The following is a 22,148-nucleotide window of genomic DNA, read 5'->3' as shown; positions in this document are numbered from 1 at the left end:
AGTGGAATATAGTATTTTATCAGACATTGGTATGAAACGTACTGCCAATCAAGATTTTGCTGGTACTTATGTCAATCGTGCAGGTTATCGTCTGTTTCTTTTAGCAGACGGTATGGGCGGACATAAGGCAGGAAATGTCGCCAGTAAACTAACAGTTGAAGATTTAGGGAAACTGTGGGAAGAATCATTTTTTGATGATGGCACACCAGTGTCAACGCTGGAGACTTGGTTGCGCAACCAAATTCGCAATGAAAGCGAGAATATTGCAAACTTAGGAAAACTCGATGAGTATCAAGGGATGGGAACAACTCTTGAAGCTTTGGCAGTGCAAGAGGAAAAAATTATTTCAGCTCACGTTGGTGACAGCCGCACCTATTTGATTCGCGATGGCGAATTACAGAAAATAACGACAGATCACTCTTTGGTACAAGAGTTAGTAGATGCGGGTCAGATTACTGAGGAGGAGGCTGAAATGCATCCCAACAAAAATATCATTACGCGTTCTCTTGGTCAATCAGCAGAGGTTCAAGCAGATTTACAAGCTGTAGATGTTCAAGCTGGTGATTATCTTTTGATGAATTCTGACGGGCTGACAAACATGATTTCTCCAGAAGAGATTTTAGAGGTTGTTTACTCTGATGTCAGCATAGAAGAAAAGACAAGAACACTCGTTAACCTTGCAAATGAGGCAGGGGGCCACGACAATATCACAGTAATTTTGGTGAAAATTGATGCTCAACCAGCAATGGTGAATGAAGATGTGGAGGCCGGCTGATGATACAAATCGGAAAAATCTTCGCAGAACGCTATAAAATTATCAAAGAAGTTGGTCGCGGAGGAATGGCGAACGTTTATCAAGGGGAGGATATGTACCTTGATAATCGTCAAGTAGCCATTAAAGTTTTACGTTCAAACTTTGAGAATGATAACATTGCCATTGCACGTTTTCAAAGAGAAGCATTTGCAATGGCTGAGTTATCGCATCCTAATATTGTCAGTATATCTGATGTCGGAGAGTCGGAAAATCAACAATATATCGTTATGGAATATGTTGATGGCATGACACTGAAACAATACATCAATGAGCATGCACCATTATCAAATGCTGAAGCGATTAATATTACGTCAGAAATCCTTTCAGCTATGGAATGTGCGCACAATCATGGGATTATTCACCGCGATTTAAAACCACAAAATGTGTTGCTTTCACAGAGTGGTAATGTCAAAGTGACTGATTTTGGTATTGCTAAGGCTTTGACTGAAACAAGCCTAACTCAAACAAATACCATGTTTGGAAGTGTCCATTATCTATCTCCTGAGCAGGCGCGTGGGGCTAATGCTACATTACAATCAGACATCTATGCTATCGGTATCATCCTATTTGAACTTTTGACGGGACAGATTCCATTTGATGGAGATTCAGCTGTGGCTATTGCTTTGAAACATTTTCAAGAAAATGTGCCAAGTATTATCAACATCAACAAAAATGTACCGCAAGCATTAGAAAATGTGGTGATTAAAGCAACTGCTAAAGATATTCACAATCGCTATGCAAATGTTGAAGAAATGATGACTGATTTGGCTACTGCAACTAGTCTTGATCGAAAAGGAGAACCTAAACTCACTTTTGATCAAGACCTTGATGCAACAAAGGCCTTACCTAGTAAACTCATCAATCCGTATGATACGAAACCTTTAATTGATAACACTCAAGAAGAAAAAATCAATAAAGAGACTGAAAAAGAAAGAAAAACGGATCCTGAGGTACCAAAGAAGAAGAAATCACGAAAGGCTCTATTTGGCTGGCTTATCCTCGCTCTTGTACTTATCGGGGGAGGAATCGCAGCTTGGATGATCACAAGTCCGCAAAATGTATCTGTGCCTGATGTGACGAACATGACTCAAGCAGAGGCGGAAAGTAAGCTTAGAGAGAATCATCTTGAAGTTGGAAATGTCATTCAAGAGCTCAGTTCTACTGTTGAAAAAGATAAGGTTACACGTACAAATCCCACTGCTGGATCGAATGTTCGAAGAAGCAGTAGAGTAGATATTTACGTTTCTCAAGGTGCGACTGGTTTCAAGATGGACGACTATGTTGGTCAGAAATACGAGGATGTTGTTGATGATTTGGTGCTGAATAAAAATGTTAGCAAAAGTCAAATTAACATAAACTATGTCACAAGTTCGCAGCCATCGGGAACTATAGTGAAGCAAACACCGGCGAAGGGCAATTTCTTTGATCCAACAGGTGATGATCAAATTAGTTTTGACGTATCTGAGGGAGATACAGTGACAATGCCTGCAATTGATTATACCTCAGGAGGTTTAAGTTCAACCTCAGCAATCAGTTACCTTAACCAGTTGCAAAGTCTTGGTGTACCTACTTCTAACATTACTTTTGTGGATGCTAGTACAGCAAGCGCAGTTTCAAGTTCTAACTTGAATGGTTATTATGTCACACAAACAGCTCCTGCACCAGGCAGCAAGTTTAATCCTAAAAACACAAGGGTTACATTGACAATTGCTAAAGCAAGTACCAGCAACAATAACAATGATAATCAAACTTCAGAAACAACTAAAGAAACAACGGAATCTTCACCAGAACAAGAAAATGGTGGAGGCAAATCAGAAGCCTCTTCATCAGAGGACGGTAAAAATACAACCACTCAGTCGCCTTAAGATGGAAAAACGTTCAATGTTTGTAAGGCTATAGAAAAAGACAAAAGGAAAAAACGCTTAACCACAGCAATCTTAGGCATAGGTTAAGCGTTTTTTCATCTTAGAGATTTTGACATCTTCCCAAATAAAAAACTGCCCGAAGACAGTTTTAAAATCTTAACGACGAAGACCGAGTGAAGCGATGAGTTCACGGTAACGTTGAACATCTTTCTTACGAAGGTAAGCAAGAAGGTTACGACGATGACCGATTTTTTTCATCAATCCGCGATAAGTTGCGTGGTCTTTTTTGTGTGCTTTAATATGATCGTTAAGGTGGTTGATTTCCCAAGTCAAAACAGCGATTTGGACTTCTGGTGAACCAGTGTCGCCCTCAGTACGTGCATACTGCTTGATGATTTCTTGTTTCTTTTCTTTTGAAATTGCCATGAGTTTTTCTCCTTTTTATTTGTTGCTCATTCCGAGTAGAACGTAGGCAAAACGCAAAACCAAGAATGAGTTGTAAAAAACTACTCTTCTATCTTACACTATTTTTATAATTTTTACAAGTTTAGTTCGTGCAAAGACAAGACAAATGTATGGGAAAAATTAGGAAAAGCTCTCGTATCATTTTACCATAAAAAGCTGAGCACAAGTTCTGTTAAAATGGCCAACTTTCATCAAAAAGTGCGTTCGTGTACATGCCGGTATACAAAGATAGGGTTCAGTTTAAAGTATTCTCTTTTTCGACTGTTGCAGTTATTGCATCAATTACTGTAGCTACAAAACGATTTTGTTCCAAGGAAACAACACCTGCAACGGTTGTTCCTCCGGGGCTTGAGACCTTGTCGACCAACGTCCATGGTCCTTCAGCGGATTCAAGAATCATTTGAGCTGAAGCAGAAACAGTTTCCGCAACAATCTTTGTAGCTTGGTCCTTAGGGATGCCATGAAGCACTCCTGCACGGCTCAAAGCATCAACAAACATGTAAATATAAGCTGGGCTAGAACCAGCAATGGCCGTAAAGGCCGGGAAATCTTTTTCAGCGATTTCATGCACCGTACCAATCGAAGAGAAAATGTCTTGGGTTAATTGATAGATTTCTGAACTTACATATTCATTACGTACAATGGCGGTAGTTGACTTCTGAATCTGTGCATTGATATTAGGCATAACACGAATAATTGGAAAATCATACGTTTTAGACATATCTGAAAGTGCTTCTAGATCAACGCCGGCTGCGATAGAAATAAGTGTTTTATCTTTGGTAAAATGAGGGGAAATCTCTTCCATAACGTCAGGTAAAATTTGAGGTTTAACCGCCATAACGATGAGGTCAGATTGCTCTACAAGTTCACTGTGTGAGGGGCTAGCAAAGACACCTAATTTATCCGCTTGTTCTTGAGTTTTTCTCAAATCACGACCCGAAATAAGCACACGAACATTTGACTTATCAAGTCCAGCAATGATAGCAGATGCCATCTTACCGGCACCTATAAAACCAATTGTTTTCATCTTATCTCCATTTTCTTTATCGTAAAACTTCTCTTATTTTAGCATATTCAGAGGTGTAAAGACAATAATTAGAAATATTCTTAGAATATGATATAATTTATTGTGTATTAAATCAGAAATTTTACAGGTTTTGGAGGCCACATAAAATGGAAAAATTTGCAATTGTACTAGCAGCGGGCAAAGGCACGCGGATGAAATCATCTTTACCGAAAGTTCTTCACAATGTGGCTGGGAAAACAATGCTTGGTCATGTATTAAAAAATGTAAGCAAAGTTGATATGGAGAAACGTATCGTTATCGTTGGTCACGAAGCAGATAAAGTGATTGAAACTCTTCCTAAAGGCACAAGTTTTGTGAAACAAGATGAACAGTTAGGAACGGGTCATGCTGTACGTATTGCATCAGATTTACTTGAAAATGAAGAAGGAGCAACCTTGGTTATCGCGGGTGATACACCCCTCATCACAGGTGAAACTTTGGAGAAGTTGTTTGAGTATCATGTGACTCAAAAAGCAACAGCAACGATTTTAACGGCCATTGCCCCTGACCCAACAGGTTATGGGCGTATCGTCCGTAGTTCAGATGGCTCTGTTGAAAAGATTGTAGAGCAAAAAGATGCTTCGACAGTAGAACAAGCTATTCAAGAAATCAACACGGGAACCTACATTTTTGACAATAGAGCACTTTTCTCGGCTTTGAAAAATCTGACGACAGACAATGCCCAAGGTGAATACTATCTTACAGATGTCATTGAAATTTTCAAAAATCAAGGCAAGACAATTGCGGCCTATACACTAAAAGATTTTGATGAAAGTCTGGGAGTAAATGATCGTGTTGCTCTAGCCCAAGCTGAAAAAATTATGCGTCGCCGTATCAATCATCAGCACATGCTAAATGGTGTAACACTCATCGACCCAGAAACAACTTACATTGATGCGGATATCGAAATTGGTGAAGAGACCATCATTGAGCCTAATGTGCAAATCTTGGGTAATACGGTGATTGGTAAGAAGACCTTAATTACAAGTGGCAGTCGTATTGAAGACTCAGAAATTCATTCGCATTGCGAAGTGCGGTCATCATGGATAGAAAGCAGCAAGATGAATATTATGAGCAATGTTGGACCTTATGCTCATCTGCGTCCAGGTACTGTGTTGAGTGAGAATGTGCATGTGGGTAACTTTGTGGAGATCAAAGGATCAACGCTTGGCAAAGGAACAAAAGCGGGTCATCTTACGTACATTGGCAATGCAACGGTTGGGGAAAAAGTCAACTTTGGTGCAGGGACAATCACAGTAAATTATGATGGTCAAAATAAATACACTACAGAGATTGATGATTTTGCATTTATTGGTTCGAACTCAACATTGGTTGCTCCACTACGTGTTGGTAAAAACGCTTTGACTGCGGCAGGTTCAACAATTACCAAAGATGTTGCCCCTGAGAGTATTGCTCTTGGACGTTCACGTCAAGTTGAGAAGAGTGGAGCAGCACGACGCTTGCCGCATTTTCGTGGGGAGTAATTTAAGAAAAAATAAAGATAACGGAGATAAAAATGCGAGAGTTTGACGAGAAGAAGTTTGAAGAACCTACTTTGTCTCGTGAGCAAATTTTTCACGGACAAATCTTTCAAGTTGTGAAGGACTTAGTCAGTTTGCCCGATGATACGATGGGAACAAGGGAACTGGTTTTTCACAACGGTGGCGTTGCAGTCGCACCGATAATTGATGATAAATTGATATTGGTGGGACAGTACCGTAAAGCTTTTGAAAAATTTATTTTTGAAGTTCCTGCAGGAAAATTAGAAGATAATGAGTTGGATAATCCGAAAGCTGCAGCTTTACGTGAGCTAGAAGAGGAAACGGGATATACGGCAGAACAACTCGTAGAGATTAGCAGCTTTTATGGGACACCAGGATTTTCATCTGAAAAAACATATCTTTATTTTCCAAGTGGACTTACTAAGCTTGAAAATCCCCGTCCTAAAGATGAAGGGGAGTTTCTTGAAGTGGTTGAAGTCACATTAGATGAGGCAAAAATAATGATTGAAGAAGGGCAAATTTGTGATGCCAAAACAATCATGTCTGTGTGGTATTGGGAGCTTCAAAATCTGAAAACGCAAGGAGATTTAGATGCCTAAACCACTTTTGACAGATGATATCATTAAAGAGGCAGAGAGGAAAAGAAGACGTTTAGAGAGAAGTCTAAAGGAAGAATTAGAAAATGACAGAGAGCTTGCAGAAAAATATGACAAGCTTGAACGTGATTTATCTAAGAATTCTGTCTATAAAAGTCGTCGTATTGAAAATGCAAAGCAGAAAAAAAGAAGTAGCCGTGTAAATAAATGGCTTCTTATCACCTTACTTGTCGTCATTGGAATAGGTGTGCTATTTTTCTGGTACTACTTTTAAAATAAAACTTAAAACCTCACATTATATTGTGAGGTTTATTTTAAAATTTTGTACTATAATAGAAGTGTAGCTATACTTGATACTCAAGAAAATAAAAGGAGGGGTTTAGGATGAAATTAGGAATCATTTGTGCGATGGAAGAAGAACTACGTACACTTGTAGAAAGTTTGGACAAAGACAGCAAAATAACACGTCATGGCTATGTTTTTCATACAGGTTCGATTGGACGTCATGAGCTTGTTTTAATACAATCAGGCATTGGTAAGGTCATGTCAGCTATAGCAGTTACCTTACTTGTTGAGATTTTTGACGTAGATGCTATTGTCAACACTGGTTCCGCGGGGGCTGTGAATCACAGTTTGAAAATTGGTGATATTGTTGTCGCTGATAGATTGGCTTATCATGATGTAGATGTCACAGCTTTTGGCTATGCCTATGGTCAAATGGCTCAGCAACCCCTATATTTTGAAAGCAGTAAATACTTTGTATCAGAGTTAAGGAAAGTTATAGATTCTCCAATCGTGGGATTGATTACAAGTTCAGACAGCTTTATTGCTAGCGAAAGTCGTATTGCTGAAATCAAAAAACATTTTCCTGATGTTCTTGCCGTTGAAATGGAAGGGGCCTCAGTTGCGCAGGCAGCAACTGCTATGAAGAAGCCTTTCGTAATTATTCGCGCCATCTCAGATACGGCGAGTCATGATGCCAGTGTTAAATTTGATGAATTTATCATTGAAGCGGGGCGGAAGTCTGCTCAGACATTAATAAATTTTCTGAACAATCTAGAATAAGTTGCAATTAGCTGACTTTTTTGCTATAAAAAAGTTACAATAATAAAATTAATATGTAGAAATGGAGAGAAATTAAATGACACTTACGCAAGATTTTACACAAAAACTCTATGACAACTTTGCAGAAAATCCTAAATTTCGCGCTGTTGAAAATGCGATGACTAAGAACGGACTTCTAAATGCACTTGAGGTGCGCAGTTCACACGCAAATAATATTCCTGAGTTCTCAATTGACCTGACACAAGACAAGGTAACCGATCAGAAACAATCAGGTCGTTGCTGGATGTTTGCTGCCTTGAACACCTTCCGTCACAAAATGATTGGGCAGTACAAACTGGAAAATTTCGAACTGTCACAGGCCTACACTTTCTTTTGGGATAAATACGAAAAGTCAAATTGGTTTATGGAGCAAATTATCGATAATGTAGATATGGATGATCGCCGTTTGAAATTCTTGCTTCAAACACCTCAACAAGATGGGGGACAATGGGATATGGTTGTTGCTCTCTTTGAAAAATACGGTGTTGTTCCGAAAGAAATTTATCCTGAGTCAGTGGCTTCATCAAACTCACGTGCGTTGAATCAATACTTGGATAAGTTGCTGCGTCAAGATGCTCAACTATTGAGAGAAGCTTTGAAAAAAGGGCAAGATGTTCAGGCACTTAAAGAGGGAATGCTGCAAGAAATATTTAACTTTTTGGCTGCGACTCTTGGATTGCCGCCTCAAAACTTTGAGTATGCTTTCCGTGATAAAGAAAAGACATTGGAGAAATTTTCTGGCACTGCGCAAGAATTTTATGCCAAGTATGTAGACATTAAGCTTGACGATTATGTTTCTGTTATCAATGCTCCAACTGCTGATAAACCATACAATAAATCCTATACAGTGGAATTTCTGGGTAATGTGGTAGGCGCTCGGTCTGTTAGACATTTAAACCTCGACATGAAACGCTTTAAAAAATTAGCCATTGAACAAATGCAAGCAGGAGAAACGGTTTGGTTTGGCTGTGATGTAGGTCAGATGTCTAACACTAAAGATGGCTTGTTGACACTTGATGCTTATGATTTTGACACAGCACTTGACATTCAGTTTACACAGGATAAAGCTTCACGTCTAGATTATGCAGAATCTTTGATGACACATGCCATGGTCTTGACTGGAGTAGACTTGGATGAAAATGGTGAGCCTACAAAGTGGAAGGTAGAAAACTCTTGGGGCAAAGATGTGGGTAAGAAAGGTTACTTTATCGCTTCTGATGCCTGGATGGATGAGTACACTTATCAAATCGTTGTCCGTAAAGATTTACTCACTGCTGAGGAACTTGCAGCTTACAATGCAGAACCACAGGTATTGTTGCCATGGGACCCAATGGGAGCTTTGGCTTAAAAAATAAAAAATCCTGAAAATAAAAATAGAATCGTCTTAAGTGCGGTTCTATTTTTATTAATTTTGGATAAATCGGACTTTTACAGAAGAGACAGTCCCGAATAGGCAGTTTTTTGTTGCAGTGTTAGAAAGCATCAATTCTCTGTTTGAGATTATACTTTTATTTACAATTATAAATAGGCGGACTTTAAAAGAGTTTGATATTAGTAATGACTGTGTGGTACAAAGTGTGGAATAATGTCAGTATAGGATACCAAACGAGTTATAAATGCTTAATACAGAGATATTTTCCAGTGATTTCAGTTAATATCATAATAAATCTGTACGATTATGATATAATAATCAGCAAGATTATTTAGGAGTTATTAAATTTTATGGAGAAAACCATTATTCCAAAAGGCTATAAATCCATACTGGATGTCTATGATACACAGACAGCTATTGGATTTATTAAACGTTGTTTTGAAGAAGCGCTCACAGGAAGTTTAAAATTAAAAAGAGTATCTGCACCGCTTTTTGTTGATGAGCAGTCAGGATTAAATGATAATCTAAGCGGAAGCGAACGACCTGTAAAGTTTGATGTTCCAGCTCTAAATAATAATGGAGAAATTGTACACTCTTTAGCTAAATGGAAAAGAGTTGCCTTAAAACAATATGACTTTCATGTAGGAAACGGTCTTTACGCAGATATGAATGCGATTAGACGTGATGAAGAATTAGATAATCTTCACTCTATTTATGTGGATCAATGGGACTGGGAACGCGTGATTTCAAAAGAGCAACGAACCATTGACTACTTAAAGGAAACAGTTCAAGATTTAGTTAATGCTATCGCTGAAACATCGAGTCGTTTGCATACAAAATATCCTAAAGTAGAAACAGTAATAGATACAAAGATTTCTTTCATTACAAGTCAAGAATTAGCAGATCTTTATCCTGATTTAACATCAAAAGAAAGAGAAAATGCTTATGTTAAAGAACATCCGACGACCTTTATCTTACAAATTGGTGACTTATTAAATTATGGGGAACCACATGACAAGCGAGCACCAGACTATGATGATTGGACTTTAAATGGAGATTTGCTCTTCTGGCATGAGCCTTTAGGGTGTGCCATAGAATTATCGAGTATGGGAATTCGTGTGGATGACAAAGCGCTGATTACTCAATTAGAGAAAGCTAACGCGAAGAGTCGTCTAGAGTATCCTTTTCACCAGCAAGTGCTTAATAATGAGTTGCCATTAACAATTGGTGGTGGTATTGGACAAAGTCGTATGTGTATGTTACTACTTGGTAAAGCACATATTGGCGAAGTTCAAGTTTCTTTATGGGATGAAGAAACAATTGATGCTTGTAAAGATAAAATTTTCTTACTTTGAAAAACTAAGGATTAAGATATTAGGATAATGTCAATAAATTACATATTCCGTGGTGTTTAGAATGCCACGTTTTAGTATGTTTTAATAAAAATCTGATTAGCAAAAACAGACTTATTTTATGTCAAGTGTTTCTAATAAGATGAATTTTCTCTTTGCTATCTTTAGGGAGTCTTTCTGCTTGTCTATTTCTAAGATTTATGACAATTCCAAAGCCCTCAACTATTGCAAGTAGTTGAGGACTTTTTTGTTGTTCTGACTAAGTTGGGTGACGAAGAAGAGAACGAAAGTAATAGAAAATCATCGCTGCTCACAAACTTTATTGTGTATGGAAAGGGGACTATTGAAGAGAATGTTACAGATTTATATAGCCCATGGATGGCAAACATTTTTGAGTGCAAGCTAAAGACAGTACAAACCTAGATTGGCCAGATGAGAAGAAATTCAGAATATAATAAATATGGCGCTGGACCGAGAAGGCATATCATGGTAAGTTATGCAGGATTTTATGATTATTGGGTAAGCAGAGGAGAAAAGTGGTAAGAAATGTTATAATAAGGTTTGTAACATTTCTCCTGCTTGTTAAACGAGAGGACGATGTTTTATAAAAAATTAGACAATGGAAAGAATCGCTGTTTTGAAAAATTTGGGAGGGGGAAAATCTCAGAGAGTGAGGGAAAGGCAATTCAACAATTCATATCAGTCTTGGGTTTAGCTCTAACAACCTGAGTGTTAAGACGGATTTATTATAATCTTCTGTTCACCTACACTCAAAAAGTTGGCTAGATAAAACATAATCCTGCGTCACAGGTGGTTTTGCCCGAGGGGGAATGTGGCTCATTTTTGGTTACATCTATCGCCTTCCCGAATGTTACAGGAAAACAGAAATTTTAGAATTTATGTTTTTGACGGGTTTACGTATACATATGTTAAGGCATTTCCATATCTCCTTATTGGTTGAGATGAATAGACTGATTAAGGCGATTACGGAGGGTGTAGGGCATTCGGATGAAAAAATGATTGTGCAGGTATGCAGTCCCGTAACCCCAAATATGCAACATGATTTGAACTCCAAACTGAATGAACTTAACTTTTGAGGGTAACCACTGCTCAGCAAAAGCATTGGAAAAAGGAGGAAAAGTAGGGGAAATAGAAACGTGAAACCTTCTGTCAAATAGCTGTCATAGTGCTTGTTTACAGAGGGGATCATGATATTTTTTCTAAAATATTATTATGGAAAATACAGATGTCGTCTATGGCTTACATGCTGTGACAGAATCGCTCAATGCAGGAGTGGTAAATAAACTCTATGTCGAGGAAAAATTACGTGGAAAGAACGTTGAAAAAATCAAGGAACTGGCACGTGAAAAAAAAGTGAACATTTCTTGGACCCCAAAAACTGAATTAAATAAAATTTCAGAAAATGGAGTGCATCAAGGTTTTGTCGCACGTGTCGCCGAATTTTCTTATGCCGATTTGGAAACGCTTTTAGCAGAAGTTGCAGACAAAGAAGAAGTGACATTTTTAGTTTTAGATGAATTGACAGATCCTCATAATCTTGGCTCAATTGCTCGAACGGCTGATGCTACGGGAGTAGATGCGATTATCATTCCTAAGCACCGATCGGTTGGTATCACTCCTACTGCTGTTAAGGCGAGTACAGGAGCGCTTCAGCATATACCTGTCGTGCGTGTAACTAATCTTTCGCGTACCTTAAACAAATTGAAGGAAGTGGGTTTCTGGACTTTTGGTACAGATATGGATGGCACAATTTATTCTCAATGGAATACTTCTGGAAAAATTGCTTTAGTTATTGGAAATGAAGGAAAAGGTATAGGGCAAAACCTCAAAAAACAGGTGGACGAAATGATTACTATTCCAATGGTTGGGCATGTACAAAGTTTGAATGCAAGTGTTGCAGCCAGTGTATTGATGTACGAAATTTTTAGAAACAGAATGTAAGGGGAGAAAGATGACTTTTCGAATTATTACAGATTCAACAGCAGATTTGAGTGAAGACTATTTGCAAAAAAATGATATAGCAGTTCTGGGGATGACAGTTACTATTGGAGATGAAAACTATCCAACAGTAGGTGAAAATGCCTTGGATAACGACCATCTCTTAAGTGAAATTAAGTTAGGGAAAGCTGTTCAAACATCCCAAATCAATTCTGGGCAATTTACAGAACTGTTTAAAAATTATGTAAAGAAAAATCCAGAACAGGAAATTGTTTATCTGGCCTTTTCATCTGGCCTCTCAGGGACATATCAGTCGGCAGTTATTGCTCGCGATATGGTATTAGAAGAATATCCTGAGGCGAAAATCACTGTAGTGGATACCTTAGCCGCAGCTTCAGGCGAAGGTTTCCTAGTCCAAGAAATGGTGAAACTGCGTGATTCTGGAAAAAGTTTGCCAGAAGCACTGGATGTTTTGGGAGACCTTATCTTACGTTTGAACAGTCTATTTATGGTGGATGATTTAAACCATCTGGCGCGTGGTGGTCGAATTCCTAAAGCAGTAGCTATGGTGGGAACTATGGCAAATATCAAGCCCTTACTCACTGTTGACACTCAAGGAAAGTTGACACAGTTGTCCAAAGTACGTGGGAAAAAGAAGGCTATAAAAGCCTTAGTTGATATGACTCTTGAAGAAATTGATTTGTCTTATCCACGTATAACAGTTGCTTACTCTGGAAGTGATGCAACAGCTCAAGAAGTTAAAAATATGGTTCTGGCGCGTGATCTTGTTGACACTGTTGACATTCGCCCTTTGAGCCCAACAATTGTCACCCATACAGGGGCTGGAACTCTGGCGATTTTTTCAATTGCGAAAAAAAATAGGAAATAATGTAAAAAAATCACAGTTGAACTCTTGTTTTACTGTGATTTTGTGTTAAAATATAAGATGAGTGTAAACTCAATAAATTGAAAATATGAATTGTGATATGTGAGGAAAGGGGTCGCTTTTATGCTAAAAAGTGGACTTTATACAGGCGTTGACATTGGTACAAATACTATAAAAGTGCTGGTTGCAGAATACGTCTCAGATGAAATGAATATAATTGGTGTCGGAAATGCGAAATCTGACGGTCTGAAAAATGGAATCATTGTAGATATTGAAAAGGTCGCGACAGCGTTACGTAAAGCTGTCAACGCTGCAGAAGAACGTGCGGGAATTACGATTGACAGGATTAATGTTAGTATTCCTGCAAATCAACTCGAAATGGAAAACTGCCAAGGCATGGTTCCTATTATCGGAAACTCAAAAGAAATTACAGAGGACGACGTTATGCAAACCGTGCAAAATGCATTGATGCGTGGTGTCGTTCCAGAACGTGAAATCATTTCGGTGGAAACAACAGAGTTTACAGTTGATGATTTTACAGGGATTTCTGATCCTCGTGGAATGTTTGGTGTACGTCTGGGCATGCGTGGTATTATTTACACAGGTCCAAAAACATTAGTGCATAACATTCGTAAAGTTGTTGAGCGTGCAGGGTTGATTGTAGACAATCTTGTTATTGCTCCCCTTGCTATGGCACATTATGTTCTTTCGGAAGGAGAGCGTGAGTTTGGCACGGTTATGATTGATCTTGGTGCTGGACAAACCACAGTTTCAGCAGTTCGTGATCAACAGCTGAAATTTGCACATACAAGTCCAGAAGGTGGCGACTATGTAACACGTGATATTTCAACTGTCTTGAACACTTCCTTGAGTGAAGCAGAAGACTTAAAACTTAACTATGGGGAGGCCAGTACGGAACGGGCGAGTCAAGAAGAATATTTCCCAGTTGACGTGGTCGGTCAAACAGATCCAGAAGAAATTACAGAATACTATCTTTCACAAATTATTGAAGCACGTTTGACACAAATTTTTAGCCGTGTTAAATCAGATTTGGAAAACACGCGTTCCTTGGATTATCCCGGTGGAATTGTGCTGCTTGGTGGCGCTGCAGCCATGCCTGGAACAGTTAATCTGGCGACAAAAGTTATTGGTATGAATGCACGTCTGTTTGTTCCAAGCGAAATGGGTTTGCGTAATCCAGCGTTTGCGCAAGTGATTAGTGTTGTGAACTATGTTGGTGAACGTACAGATATTGATCGACTTGTGTTACAAGCCATTACTTCTGACGGTACATATGTTGCACCTGCTGCTCAATACGAAGAATCTGTTCTTCAACCCGCAGATTCGATGAACTATGAAGAAGCGAATGACTTCTATCAAACAGAAGTTCTAACGCGTCCAGCTACACAAGCAGCAGCTGAACCTGAGGAAGAAAAAGAAGGTGTTGTAGATCGTATGCGCAACATGTTCTCAAACCTTTTTGACTAAAATGACTTAATAACGGAGAAATAAAACATGGAATTTTCATTTGATACAGAAATTGCTCAAGGCGCTGTAATTAAAGTTATCGGTGTTGGTGGCGGTGGCGGAAACGCGGTTAACCGCATGATTGAAGAAGGCGTGTCTGGCGTTGACTTTATCGTAGCTAATACAGATGTACAAGCCTTGCGCAGTTCAAAAGCTGATACAGTAATCCAGCTCGGACCTAAATTGACACGCGGACTTGGAGCAGGTGCCCAACCTGAGGTTGGACGTCGCGCAGCTGAGGAGTCAGCAGAGACAATCGCACAAGCTTTTGAAGGTGCAGATATGGTCTTCATTACGGCTGGTATGGGTGGAGGTACTGGTACAGGTGCTGCACCAGTAATAGCTCAGATTGCTAAAGAAATTGGAGCCCTGACAGTAGCAGTTGTTACACGTCCATTTGGTTTTGAAGGCTCAAAACGTAGTTATTTTGCAACTGAAGGTATTGAAGACCTTCGTACAAATGTGGATACGCTGCTTATTATTTCAAACAACAACTTGTTAGAAATTGTTGACAAGAAAACACCATTGACAGAAGCTTTACGTGAAGCGGACAATGTTTTACGTCAGGGCGTGCAAGGGGTAACAGACTTAATCACAAATCCAGGAATGATTAACCTTGACTTTGCCGATGTGAAAACAGTTATGGCAAATAAGGGAGATGCCCTTATGGGTATCGGTGTTGCGACAGGTGAAGATCGTGTCATTGAGGCAACACGTAAAGCTATCTACTCTCCTTTACTTGAAACAACAATTGAAGGTGCTGAAAATGTTCTCCTGAACGTTACAGGTGGTATGGACATGAGCCTTATCGAAGCACAAGATGCTTCTGAAATTGTTATTCAAGCAGCTGGCAATGATGTGAATATTTTATTGGGGACATCTATTGACGATTCACTCAGCGATGAAATTCGTGTTACTGTTGTGGCAACAGGAGTTTCACGAGATGCTTCTGATGAGTATCTAGGTGCATCATCAGCTCCAGCGGCAGAAGAACCACGTCGTCAACCTAGCTTCCAACATAATTCGATGAATCAAGCAGCAAGCTCAACGTCACGTCAAGCTCAAACTTCACAGTTTACACATGGACAACAAGCGTCAGCTCAAAGTTCAGGTTCAGCTTTTGGTGATTGGGATCTTCGACGTGATGTATCACAGCGTCAGAATGGAAACCAAAATCGTGAAAGCGCATCAAGTGTAACAAGTTTCTCAGGTATCCCATCCGCAGATGAAGATATTGATACACCACCATTTTTCCGTAAATAATGAGTATAGCAGAAAATGTTAAAGATATTTTGAATAAGGTAGATGTGGCAAAAGCTACATCTGCTTATTCAAATCAAGAAGTTCAGGTAATTGCTGTTACCAAGTATGTTGATGTTGTAAAAGCAGCTCAAGTTGTTGAGGCAGGAATTCATCACTTAGCAGAAAATCGTACAGATTTATTTCTTGAAAAATATGAGGCCTTAGAAGATAAAAATATTACATGGCATTTCATCGGTAACTTACAACGTCGTAAAGTAAAAGATGTCATTAATAGAGTAGATTATTTTCATGCTTTAGATTCTATAAAGCTTGCTAAAGAAATTGAAAAACGAGCAACACACATCATAAAATGTTTCTTAGAGGTCAATATTTCTGGTGAAACAACCAAACATGGCTTTTCGCCCAAAGATATAGATGACGTTTTAGCAGAAATTTCACAGCTAAATAATGTGGAAATTGTTGGCTTAATGACTATGGCACCGATAAGTGCTGATGATGAACAGTTGGATAACATCTTCGCTTCGATGAGGCAATTGCAAACTGAAATTGCGGCTAAGGGGATTCCTAATATTCCATGTACGGAGTTGAGTATGGGAATGAGCCGTGATTATACAAGAGCCATTCAGCAGGGAGCAACCTTTGTTCGAATCGGTACGGCATTTTTTGAATGAAACTTGTGTGAAATCTAAGCGTTGATAACGGAGGGAAGTATGGCCTTAAAAGACCAATTTGATAAATTAAAGAAATTTTTCGAAGAGGACGATGATGAGTATGATGAGCCTGCTGTAGCAGCTCAAAAACCGCAAGCACAACCGCAAAAGTCTTCGGCAGTAAATACAGAAAAGAAAATGACAGGAACGAATCGTCCGGTTCAATCACAGGAAAGAACTCAAGCTAAACCACTTTCTAAGCGTCCTGTATCTTTTTCTTCAGCAACAAATAACAATAAAACAACAGAGAAAAAAGTTCAAAAACCTATGATGAATCAAGCCACAACAAGTGCAGGACAAGTTATTGCAATCAAAGAACCACGTGCCTATTCTGATATTATGGAAGCAGCGCGTATCGTCAAAAATGGAGAGTCTGTTTTGGTTAACTTCAAGTTTATGCCAGACAATCAGGCACGCCGTTCAATTGACTTCTTGACTGGAGTAGTTTTCACACTTGATGGTGATATTCAAAATGTTGGCGGACAGATTTTCTTATTAACACCGGCGAATATCACAGTTGATGCTTCCCGAGAACTCAGTATCTTGGCAGGACAAAACTTTGAAAACTTCGATATTTGATAAACTATGATTATATATATTTTAATTCGACTGATTGGTCTCTATACATGGGTTTTGGTAGCTTATGCTTTAATGAGTTGGGTACCAAGCCTTTATGATACAGCTATAGGACGCTTTATCATCAAAATTTCAAGACCTTACTTAAGCCTGTTTGAAGGCATTCCATTACGTTTCGCAGGATTGGATTTCACCATTGTACTTGGTGTAATTGCCTTGCAGGTCATTCAACAAATACTCTTGCGCTTATTATGAGTCAAGAAAGTATATATCAGCATTTTCATCCTGATGAAAAACAATTTATTGATCGTGTCTTAGACTGGATTGATCGTGCGGAAAACAATTATTCTGTAGTTACAACTTATTTCCTAAATCCAAGAGAGGTCAAAATCCTTGAATCTTTAGCAAATAAGCGGGAACTTCAGATTTTTTCTACTCAAGAAATTGCAAAAACAGAACTTACAAAAATAATTTTAGCTCCAGAATTTTACAATTTAAATCTGGAGGACTTTGATTTAGCCTTATTAGAAATTTCTTACGCAAATAAGTTCCATCAGCTGAAGCATTCACAAATTTTAGGGAGTTTTTTAGGACAAACAGGTGTACGTCGGTCAGAACTTGGAGATATTATCCTAAATGATGAACGCGCTCAAATCTTTGTTTCTAAACATCTTCTTGAAATCTTTCAGAAGAATATTGCTAAAATAGGATCAGTTCCGGTTCAGTTTGTTGAAAAGCCTTTTGCAGAGCTTATTCAAACAGAATCTTCTTCGATTATAAAAACTGTCTTGGTTTCAAGTTTACGTATTGATAAAATCATTGCAAGCACTTTCGAAATTTCTCGCAATCTTGCCGTAAATATGTTACAATCAAGAAAGGTAAAGTTAAATTACCTTGAAATTGAAAAAAAAGATTTTCCCGTTGGGCAAGGTGATTTAATCAGTGTCCGCGGCCTTGGGCGCATTAAAATTTTGAGATTTTTAGGCGAAACCAAAAAAGGCAAACAGAAAGTCGAATGTGAAATTACTAAGAATCATAAGAAAAAATAGAGTCTCTTAAGAGGTTGGAGGTACTTATGGCATTAAATAGTTTAGATGTTCAAAATAAAACATTTAATACACAAATGCGTGGTTATAACAAACAGGAAATTGAAGAATTTTTAGATATCATCGTACGTGATTATGATGAGTTTGCACAAAAAATTAAAGAGCAAGATCGGGAACTTAAGGCTTTGCGCGAACGTGTAAAATACTTTGATGACATGAAGGATTCTTTGAATAAGTCAATTGTCGTTGCACAAGATGCGGCGGATAATTTGCGGGTTCAAGCTCAAAGTGAGGCAAATAGTATTATTGCTGAGGCAAGCCAAAAAGGTCAGCTCATCATCGAGTCAGCTAAGAAAGAAGCGGGAACAATTCTTAACCAAGCATCGGACGATGCCCGCCGTTTGGTACGCGATACAGATGATTTAAAACGGAAAATGCGCCTTTATCATCAACGTATGACCTCCATTATTGAGGCACAGTTAGCAAGTATTCATTCTGAAGACTGGCAAGATACTCTGGAAACTACCTCTTCACATGTCACAAATCCAGAAGAAAAACTTCAAGAAATTGTGGATACACACTTGAGCAATACTTCATTGCAGGGGAATACAGTTCGCCAAGAAATTGCAGATGCAGAGAAACCTGCAGGAAGCGAAAACCTTGAGATGCCTAAAGTGGAGGAAGTTGAAACCGCACAAACTGTTGAAGAAATTGTAGCTCCAGTTCATGAAACAGGGCCTCTTTCTATGCCTCCAGTGGGCGAAATGCTGGACACGATTGGTGAAACAAAGCCTTATCCAGTTTTTCCAGAATTACAGACAGATGCTCCTAAAGTCGAGTCATCTGAAATTAAATAAAAAATTTAGGACAAGAAAAGAAAAACATATTTACAGCAAGTGAGCGTTGATGAGAGGCTCATATTCCCTGTTTTTCGGCTCATCACCTAAATTATTCTAAACCCAATTAAAGTAAGTTTAGACGCTGTACACGTTACGTACATAAAGAGTTTTCACGAGTTTCTAGTGAAAAAAATTAAGGTGGTACCACGGTCTTTCGTCCTTTTTCGAAAGACCGTTTTTTATTTTCATTCTCACTTGTTTGCTAAAGCAAAAGGAATGGAAATAAAAATGATTCACAGTACATTGTGAGTCTCCCCATTTAGCTGTAAGTAAAATTATTAAAAGAAAGGTGTAAAATATGAAAATCAAAGACACATTGAACTTAGGAAAAACTGCTTTCCCGATGCGTGCAGGATTACCGAATAAGGAGTCAGGCTGGCAAAAGGGATGGGCAGAGGCCAAACTTTATGAAGCACGTCAAGAACTTAATGAAGGAAAGCCCTCTTTTATGCTCCATGACGGCCCTCCTTATGCAAATGGTAATATTCATGTTGGGCATGCCTTGAATAAAATCTCAAAAGATATTATTGTGCGCTATAAGTCAATGTCTGGTTTCCGTGCACCTTATGTCCCTGGTTGGGATACACACGGACTGCCAATTGAGCAACAACTTTCAAAAGCTGGCGTAAATCGGAAAGAGATGGATGTGCTGGATTATCTTGAAGAATGTCGCAAATATGCTCTTAAACAAGTAGATATGCAGAGAGAAGACTTTAAGTCTTTGGGCGTTTTGGCAGAGTGGGAGAATCCATATCTGACACTTTCACCAGAATATGAAGCTGCTCAAATTCGTGTCTTTGGTAAAATGGCTGAAAAAGGCTATATTTATAAAGGACAAAAACCAATCTACTGGTCTCCTTCATCCGAAAGTTCATTGGCTGAAGCAGAAATTGAGTATCAAGATGTACGCTCACCTTCTATCTTCGTTGCTTTCAAGGCTAAAGATGTTAAAGGATTACTGCCAGAAGATGCAGAGTTTGTTATTTGGACAACAACTCCTTGGACACTTCCTGCAAATATGGGAATTTTTGTTCATCCTGACTATGAATATTCAGTAGTTGAAGTTGGGGCACGAAAGTTTGTTGTTGCTTCAGAAATGCTCAAACAGGTCTCAGAAACATTGGAATGGGAAAATCCAAAGCTTCTTCAAACACTCAAAGGCTTAGAAATGGATAGAATGACTGCTCAGCATCCGTTTTATGATCGTGAATCATTGGTGATGAATGGAGATTATGTCACTCTTACCTCTGGTACAGGCCTCGTCCATAGTGCACCAGGTCATGGTGAAGATGACTATTTCTACAGCCGCAAGTACAAACTTGACGTACTTTCACCTGTAGACAACCGTGGCTATTATACAGATGAAGCTCCAGGTCTGGAAGGAGTTTTCTATGATGATGGAAATAAAATCGTATGCAAATGGTTGGAAGAAAAAGATGCTTTACTTAAACTAGATTTCTTCACCCACAGTTATCCTCATGACTGGCGGACAAAAAAACCAGTTATTTTCCGGGCTACACCACAGTGGTTTGCTTCTATCGAAGATTTCCGTGAAAATATCCTCAGTGAGATTGAAAAAGTAAAATGGATTATTCCTTGGGGGAAAACACGTCTCTACAATATGGTACGTGATCGTGGGGATTGGGTTATTTCTCGTCAACGTGCATGGGGAGTACCACTTCCTATCTTTTATGCAGAAAATGGGGAAGCCATCATTACACCAGAAACTACGGAACATGTTGCTCGCCTTTTTGCTGAGTATGGCTCAAAAATTTGGTTTGAACGTGAGGCCAAAGAACTCTTACCAGAAGGATTCACACATCCTGGTTCACCAAATGGTGAGTTTACAAAAGAAAAGGATATCATGGATGTCTGGTTTGACTCTGGTTCATCATGGAATGGAGTTCTCAATGTGCGTGATGATCTGTCTTACCCAGCGGATTTGTATCTTGAAGGTTCAGATCAGTATCGTGGCTGGTTTAATTCCTCAATCACGACATCTGTCGCTGTCAATGGTGTATCTCCATACAAGTCGGTACTTTCACAGGGCTTTGTACTTGATGGAAAAGGGCGCAAGATGTCCAAATCTCTCGGCAATACCATCCTACCTTCAGATGTGACCAAAAAACTTGGGGCGGATATCCTTCGCCTATGGGTAGCATCTGTTGATACAGAAGCAGACGTACGTGTTTCTATGGAGATTCTTAATCAAGTTTCTGAGGTTTATCGGAAAATTCGTAATACCATGCGCTTTTTGATTGCGAATACCTATGACTTTGACAGGAATACAAACGGTCTTTCTTATGAAAACTTGCGCAGTGTTGATAAATATATGCTTGTGAAGTTCAATGAATTGGTGAAATCAATTCGTGCAGCCTATGACTCTTATGACTTTATGAGTGTCTACAAACAGGTAATTAATTTCTTGACCAATGATTTGTCAGCTTTCTATCTTGATTTTGCTAAAGATGTTGTTTACATTGAAGCAGCAGATGCAGCAGATCGTCGTTCAATGCAAACCGTCATGTACACAATGCTTGCAGATTTGACAAAACTTTTGGTTCCAATTCTTCCACATACGGCGGAAGAAATCTGGTCATATCTTGAAGCTGAAAAAGAGGATTTTGCATATCTCGCAGAAATGCCTGAGTATAAAGAATTTACTGATTCAGAAGAACTTCTGGGAGAGTGGGAAGCATTCCTTGCCTTCCGGGCGAAAGTTCTCAAAGCGCTCGAGGAGGCACGTGAAGCAAAACTGATTGGTAAGTCACTCGAAGCTAAGGTTACAATCTATCCTAACGAGGTCGTTTCAAGTCTTCTTGTAAGTCTTGATGAAAATATCGCGCAACTGCTTATTGTTTCTGATTTCTCAGTATCAAATGAAGAAGCGCCAGAAGCAGCCCTCAAATTTGATGATGTTGCTATCCTTGTAGAGAAAGCGGCAGGAGAAGTGTGTGAACGTTGTCGTCGAACAGATGAAACAGTAGGAAAAGATGAAAATGAGCACCTTCAATCGCTTTGCTCAAATTGTGCTCAGATTGTGAAAAGTGAATTTCCTCAAGTATTGACTGTTGGATTTGAATAAAACAAAAAAGGCTTGGTTTTGTCTAAACCACGCCTTTTGTTTCATAAAAAACTGCTTCAAG

At 38.9% G+C, this 22,148-nt stretch carries 20 protein-coding genes and 1 pseudogene; 19 read left to right on the top strand and 2 right to left on the bottom strand.

Annotated features, from left to right (window positions below):
• Nucleotide 1 precedes the first annotated feature (1 nt).
• Both B4H39_RS08100 and pknB read left to right on the top strand, forming a co-directional pair.
• On the top strand, nucleotides 2-775 hold the full coding sequence (locus B4H39_RS08100) for a Stp1/IreP family PP2C-type Ser/Thr phosphatase (protein WP_251420728.1): 774 nt from the start codon (nucleotides 2-4) through the stop codon (nucleotides 773-775).
• On the top strand, nucleotides 775-2,679 hold the full coding sequence (gene pknB / locus B4H39_RS08095) for a Stk1 family PASTA domain-containing Ser/Thr kinase (protein WP_251420726.1): 1,905 nt from the start codon (nucleotides 775-777) through the stop codon (nucleotides 2,677-2,679). Before B4H39_RS08100 ends, pknB begins: the two co-directional genes overlap by 1 nt.
• Nucleotides 2,680-2,835: 156 nt before the next feature.
• On the opposite strand, the gene rpsO is transcribed toward pknB, so the two are convergent.
• A complete protein-coding gene (gene rpsO, locus B4H39_RS08090; protein ID WP_202231280.1) occupies nucleotides 2,836-3,105 on the bottom strand; it encodes a 30S ribosomal protein S15 in 270 nt (89 codons plus the stop codon).
• Nucleotides 3,106-3,379: 274 nt separating this feature from the next.
• Nucleotides 3,380-4,171, bottom strand: a complete 792-nt coding sequence (gene proC / locus B4H39_RS08085) for a pyrroline-5-carboxylate reductase (protein ID WP_202231281.1) — start codon at nucleotides 4,169-4,171, stop codon at nucleotides 3,380-3,382.
• A 146-nt stretch (nucleotides 4,172-4,317) separates the two neighbouring features.
• Between proC and glmU the strand changes: the two genes are divergently transcribed.
• From glmU to ileS, 17 genes and pseudogenes are all read left to right on the top strand, one after another.
• The gene (gene glmU, locus B4H39_RS08080; protein ID WP_202231282.1) at nucleotides 4,318-5,694 is read left to right on the top strand and encodes a bifunctional UDP-N-acetylglucosamine diphosphorylase/glucosamine-1-phosphate N-acetyltransferase GlmU; all 1,377 of its coding nucleotides are present in this window, start codon (nucleotides 4,318-4,320) and stop codon (nucleotides 5,692-5,694) included.
• A 32-nt stretch (nucleotides 5,695-5,726) separates the two neighbouring features.
• Complete coding sequence (locus B4H39_RS08075) at nucleotides 5,727-6,311, top strand: NUDIX hydrolase (protein ID WP_202231283.1); 585 nt, start codon at nucleotides 5,727-5,729, stop codon at nucleotides 6,309-6,311.
• Nucleotides 6,304-6,582 (top strand): cell wall synthase accessory phosphoprotein MacP, encoded by a 279-nt coding sequence (macP, locus tag B4H39_RS08070; RefSeq protein WP_251420724.1) that lies wholly within the window; start codon nucleotides 6,304-6,306, stop codon nucleotides 6,580-6,582. Before B4H39_RS08075 ends, macP begins: the two co-directional genes overlap by 8 nt.
• Nucleotides 6,583-6,692: 110 nt before the next feature.
• Nucleotides 6,693-7,373, top strand: coding sequence for a 5'-methylthioadenosine/adenosylhomocysteine nucleosidase (locus B4H39_RS08065; protein WP_251420721.1), 681 nt, complete (start codon nucleotides 6,693-6,695; stop codon nucleotides 7,371-7,373).
• 76 nt (nucleotides 7,374-7,449) lie between these two features.
• Complete coding sequence (pepC, locus tag B4H39_RS08060) at nucleotides 7,450-8,760, top strand: aminopeptidase C (RefSeq protein WP_251420719.1); 1,311 nt, start codon at nucleotides 7,450-7,452, stop codon at nucleotides 8,758-8,760.
• A gap of 374 nt (nucleotides 8,761-9,134) precedes the next feature.
• Nucleotides 9,135-10,139, top strand: coding sequence for an aspartate--ammonia ligase (gene asnA, locus B4H39_RS08055; RefSeq protein WP_251420717.1), 1,005 nt, complete (start codon nucleotides 9,135-9,137; stop codon nucleotides 10,137-10,139).
• An 827-nt stretch (nucleotides 10,140-10,966) separates the two neighbouring features.
• Nucleotides 10,967-11,233, top strand: coding sequence for a hypothetical protein (locus B4H39_RS08050; RefSeq protein WP_237460006.1), 267 nt, complete (start codon nucleotides 10,967-10,969; stop codon nucleotides 11,231-11,233).
• A 136-nt stretch (nucleotides 11,234-11,369) separates the two neighbouring features.
• On the top strand, nucleotides 11,370-12,098 hold the full coding sequence (gene rlmB, locus B4H39_RS08045; protein WP_202231288.1) for a 23S rRNA (guanosine(2251)-2'-O)-methyltransferase RlmB: 729 nt from the start codon (nucleotides 11,370-11,372) through the stop codon (nucleotides 12,096-12,098).
• Nucleotides 12,099-12,108: 10 nt separating this feature from the next.
• Entirely contained in the window at nucleotides 12,109-12,984 is an 876-nt protein-coding gene (locus B4H39_RS08040) for a DegV family protein (RefSeq protein ID WP_251420716.1), read from the top strand.
• 120 nt (nucleotides 12,985-13,104) lie between these two features.
• Nucleotides 13,105-14,469: a cell division protein FtsA gene (ftsA, locus tag B4H39_RS08035; RefSeq protein ID WP_251420714.1), complete on the top strand. Its 1,365-nt coding sequence runs from the start codon at nucleotides 13,105-13,107 to the stop codon at nucleotides 14,467-14,469.
• A gap of 27 nt (nucleotides 14,470-14,496) precedes the next feature.
• Nucleotides 14,497-15,496, top strand: a pseudogene (gene ftsZ, locus B4H39_RS08030) (cell division protein FtsZ); the annotation flags it as partial.
• A gap of 274 nt (nucleotides 15,497-15,770) precedes the next feature.
• Nucleotides 15,771-16,442, top strand: a complete 672-nt coding sequence (locus B4H39_RS08025; protein WP_202231292.1) for a YggS family pyridoxal phosphate-dependent enzyme — start codon at nucleotides 15,771-15,773, stop codon at nucleotides 16,440-16,442.
• Nucleotides 16,443-16,481: 39 nt separating this feature from the next.
• Nucleotides 16,482-17,060: a cell division protein SepF gene (locus B4H39_RS08020; protein WP_202231293.1), complete on the top strand. Its 579-nt coding sequence runs from the start codon at nucleotides 16,482-16,484 to the stop codon at nucleotides 17,058-17,060.
• A 6-nt stretch (nucleotides 17,061-17,066) separates the two neighbouring features.
• Nucleotides 17,067-17,312, top strand: coding sequence for a YggT family protein (locus tag B4H39_RS08015; RefSeq protein WP_202231294.1), 246 nt, complete (start codon nucleotides 17,067-17,069; stop codon nucleotides 17,310-17,312).
• Nucleotides 17,309-18,106 (top strand): RNA-binding protein, encoded by a 798-nt coding sequence (locus B4H39_RS08010; protein ID WP_202231295.1) that lies wholly within the window; start codon nucleotides 17,309-17,311, stop codon nucleotides 18,104-18,106. Before B4H39_RS08015 ends, B4H39_RS08010 begins: the two co-directional genes overlap by 4 nt.
• 26 nt (nucleotides 18,107-18,132) lie before the next feature.
• Nucleotides 18,133-18,960 carry a DivIVA domain-containing protein gene (locus B4H39_RS08005; RefSeq protein ID WP_202231296.1) on the top strand — a complete coding sequence of 276 codons (828 nt, stop codon included), beginning with the start codon at nucleotides 18,133-18,135 and terminating at the stop codon, nucleotides 18,958-18,960.
• A 340-nt stretch (nucleotides 18,961-19,300) separates the two neighbouring features.
• A complete protein-coding gene (gene ileS / locus B4H39_RS08000; RefSeq protein ID WP_251420710.1) occupies nucleotides 19,301-22,087 on the top strand; it encodes an isoleucine--tRNA ligase in 2,787 nt (928 codons plus the stop codon).
• The last annotated feature ends 61 nt before the right edge of the window (nucleotides 22,088-22,148 follow it).

This window comes from Lactococcus sp. UBA7128 (genome assembly GCF_002492185.1).
Lineage (GTDB): Bacteria > Bacillota > Bacilli > Lactobacillales > Streptococcaceae > Lactococcus > Lactococcus muris.
This window is presented reverse-complemented; position numbering and strand designations above follow the sequence as displayed.

Bases quoted from the DNA above. Each gene is read 5' to 3' on its own strand.
- pknB (WP_251420726.1), top strand. From the start codon at position 775: ATGATACAAATCGGAAAAATCTTCGCAGAACGCTATAAAATTATCAAA.
- rpsO (WP_202231280.1), bottom strand. From the start codon at position 3,105: ATGGCAATTTCAAAAGAAAAGAAACAAGAAATCATCAAGCAGTATGCA.
- proC (WP_202231281.1), bottom strand. From the start codon at position 4,171: ATGAAAACAATTGGTTTTATAGGTGCCGGTAAGATGGCATCTGCTATC.
- glmU (WP_202231282.1), top strand. From the start codon at position 4,318: ATGGAAAAATTTGCAATTGTACTAGCAGCGGGCAAAGGCACGCGGATG.
- B4H39_RS08075 (WP_202231283.1), top strand. From the start codon at position 5,727: ATGCGAGAGTTTGACGAGAAGAAGTTTGAAGAACCTACTTTGTCTCGT.
- macP (WP_251420724.1), top strand. From the start codon at position 6,304: ATGCCTAAACCACTTTTGACAGATGATATCATTAAAGAGGCAGAGAGG.
- B4H39_RS08065 (WP_251420721.1), top strand. From the start codon at position 6,693: ATGAAATTAGGAATCATTTGTGCGATGGAAGAAGAACTACGTACACTT.
- pepC (WP_251420719.1), top strand. From the start codon at position 7,450: ATGACACTTACGCAAGATTTTACACAAAAACTCTATGACAACTTTGCA.
- asnA (WP_251420717.1), top strand. From the start codon at position 9,135: ATGGAGAAAACCATTATTCCAAAAGGCTATAAATCCATACTGGATGTC.
- B4H39_RS08050 (WP_237460006.1), top strand. From the start codon at position 10,967: ATGTGGCTCATTTTTGGTTACATCTATCGCCTTCCCGAATGTTACAGG.
- rlmB (WP_202231288.1), top strand. From the start codon at position 11,370: ATGGAAAATACAGATGTCGTCTATGGCTTACATGCTGTGACAGAATCG.
- B4H39_RS08040 (WP_251420716.1), top strand. From the start codon at position 12,109: ATGACTTTTCGAATTATTACAGATTCAACAGCAGATTTGAGTGAAGAC.
- ftsA (WP_251420714.1), top strand. From the start codon at position 13,105: ATGCTAAAAAGTGGACTTTATACAGGCGTTGACATTGGTACAAATACT.
- B4H39_RS08025 (WP_202231292.1), top strand. From the start codon at position 15,771: ATGAGTATAGCAGAAAATGTTAAAGATATTTTGAATAAGGTAGATGTG.
- B4H39_RS08020 (WP_202231293.1), top strand. From the start codon at position 16,482: ATGGCCTTAAAAGACCAATTTGATAAATTAAAGAAATTTTTCGAAGAG.
- B4H39_RS08015 (WP_202231294.1), top strand. From the start codon at position 17,067: ATGATTATATATATTTTAATTCGACTGATTGGTCTCTATACATGGGTT.
- B4H39_RS08010 (WP_202231295.1), top strand. From the start codon at position 17,309: ATGAGTCAAGAAAGTATATATCAGCATTTTCATCCTGATGAAAAACAA.
- B4H39_RS08005 (WP_202231296.1), top strand. From the start codon at position 18,133: ATGGCATTAAATAGTTTAGATGTTCAAAATAAAACATTTAATACACAA.
- ileS (WP_251420710.1), top strand. From the start codon at position 19,301: ATGAAAATCAAAGACACATTGAACTTAGGAAAAACTGCTTTCCCGATG.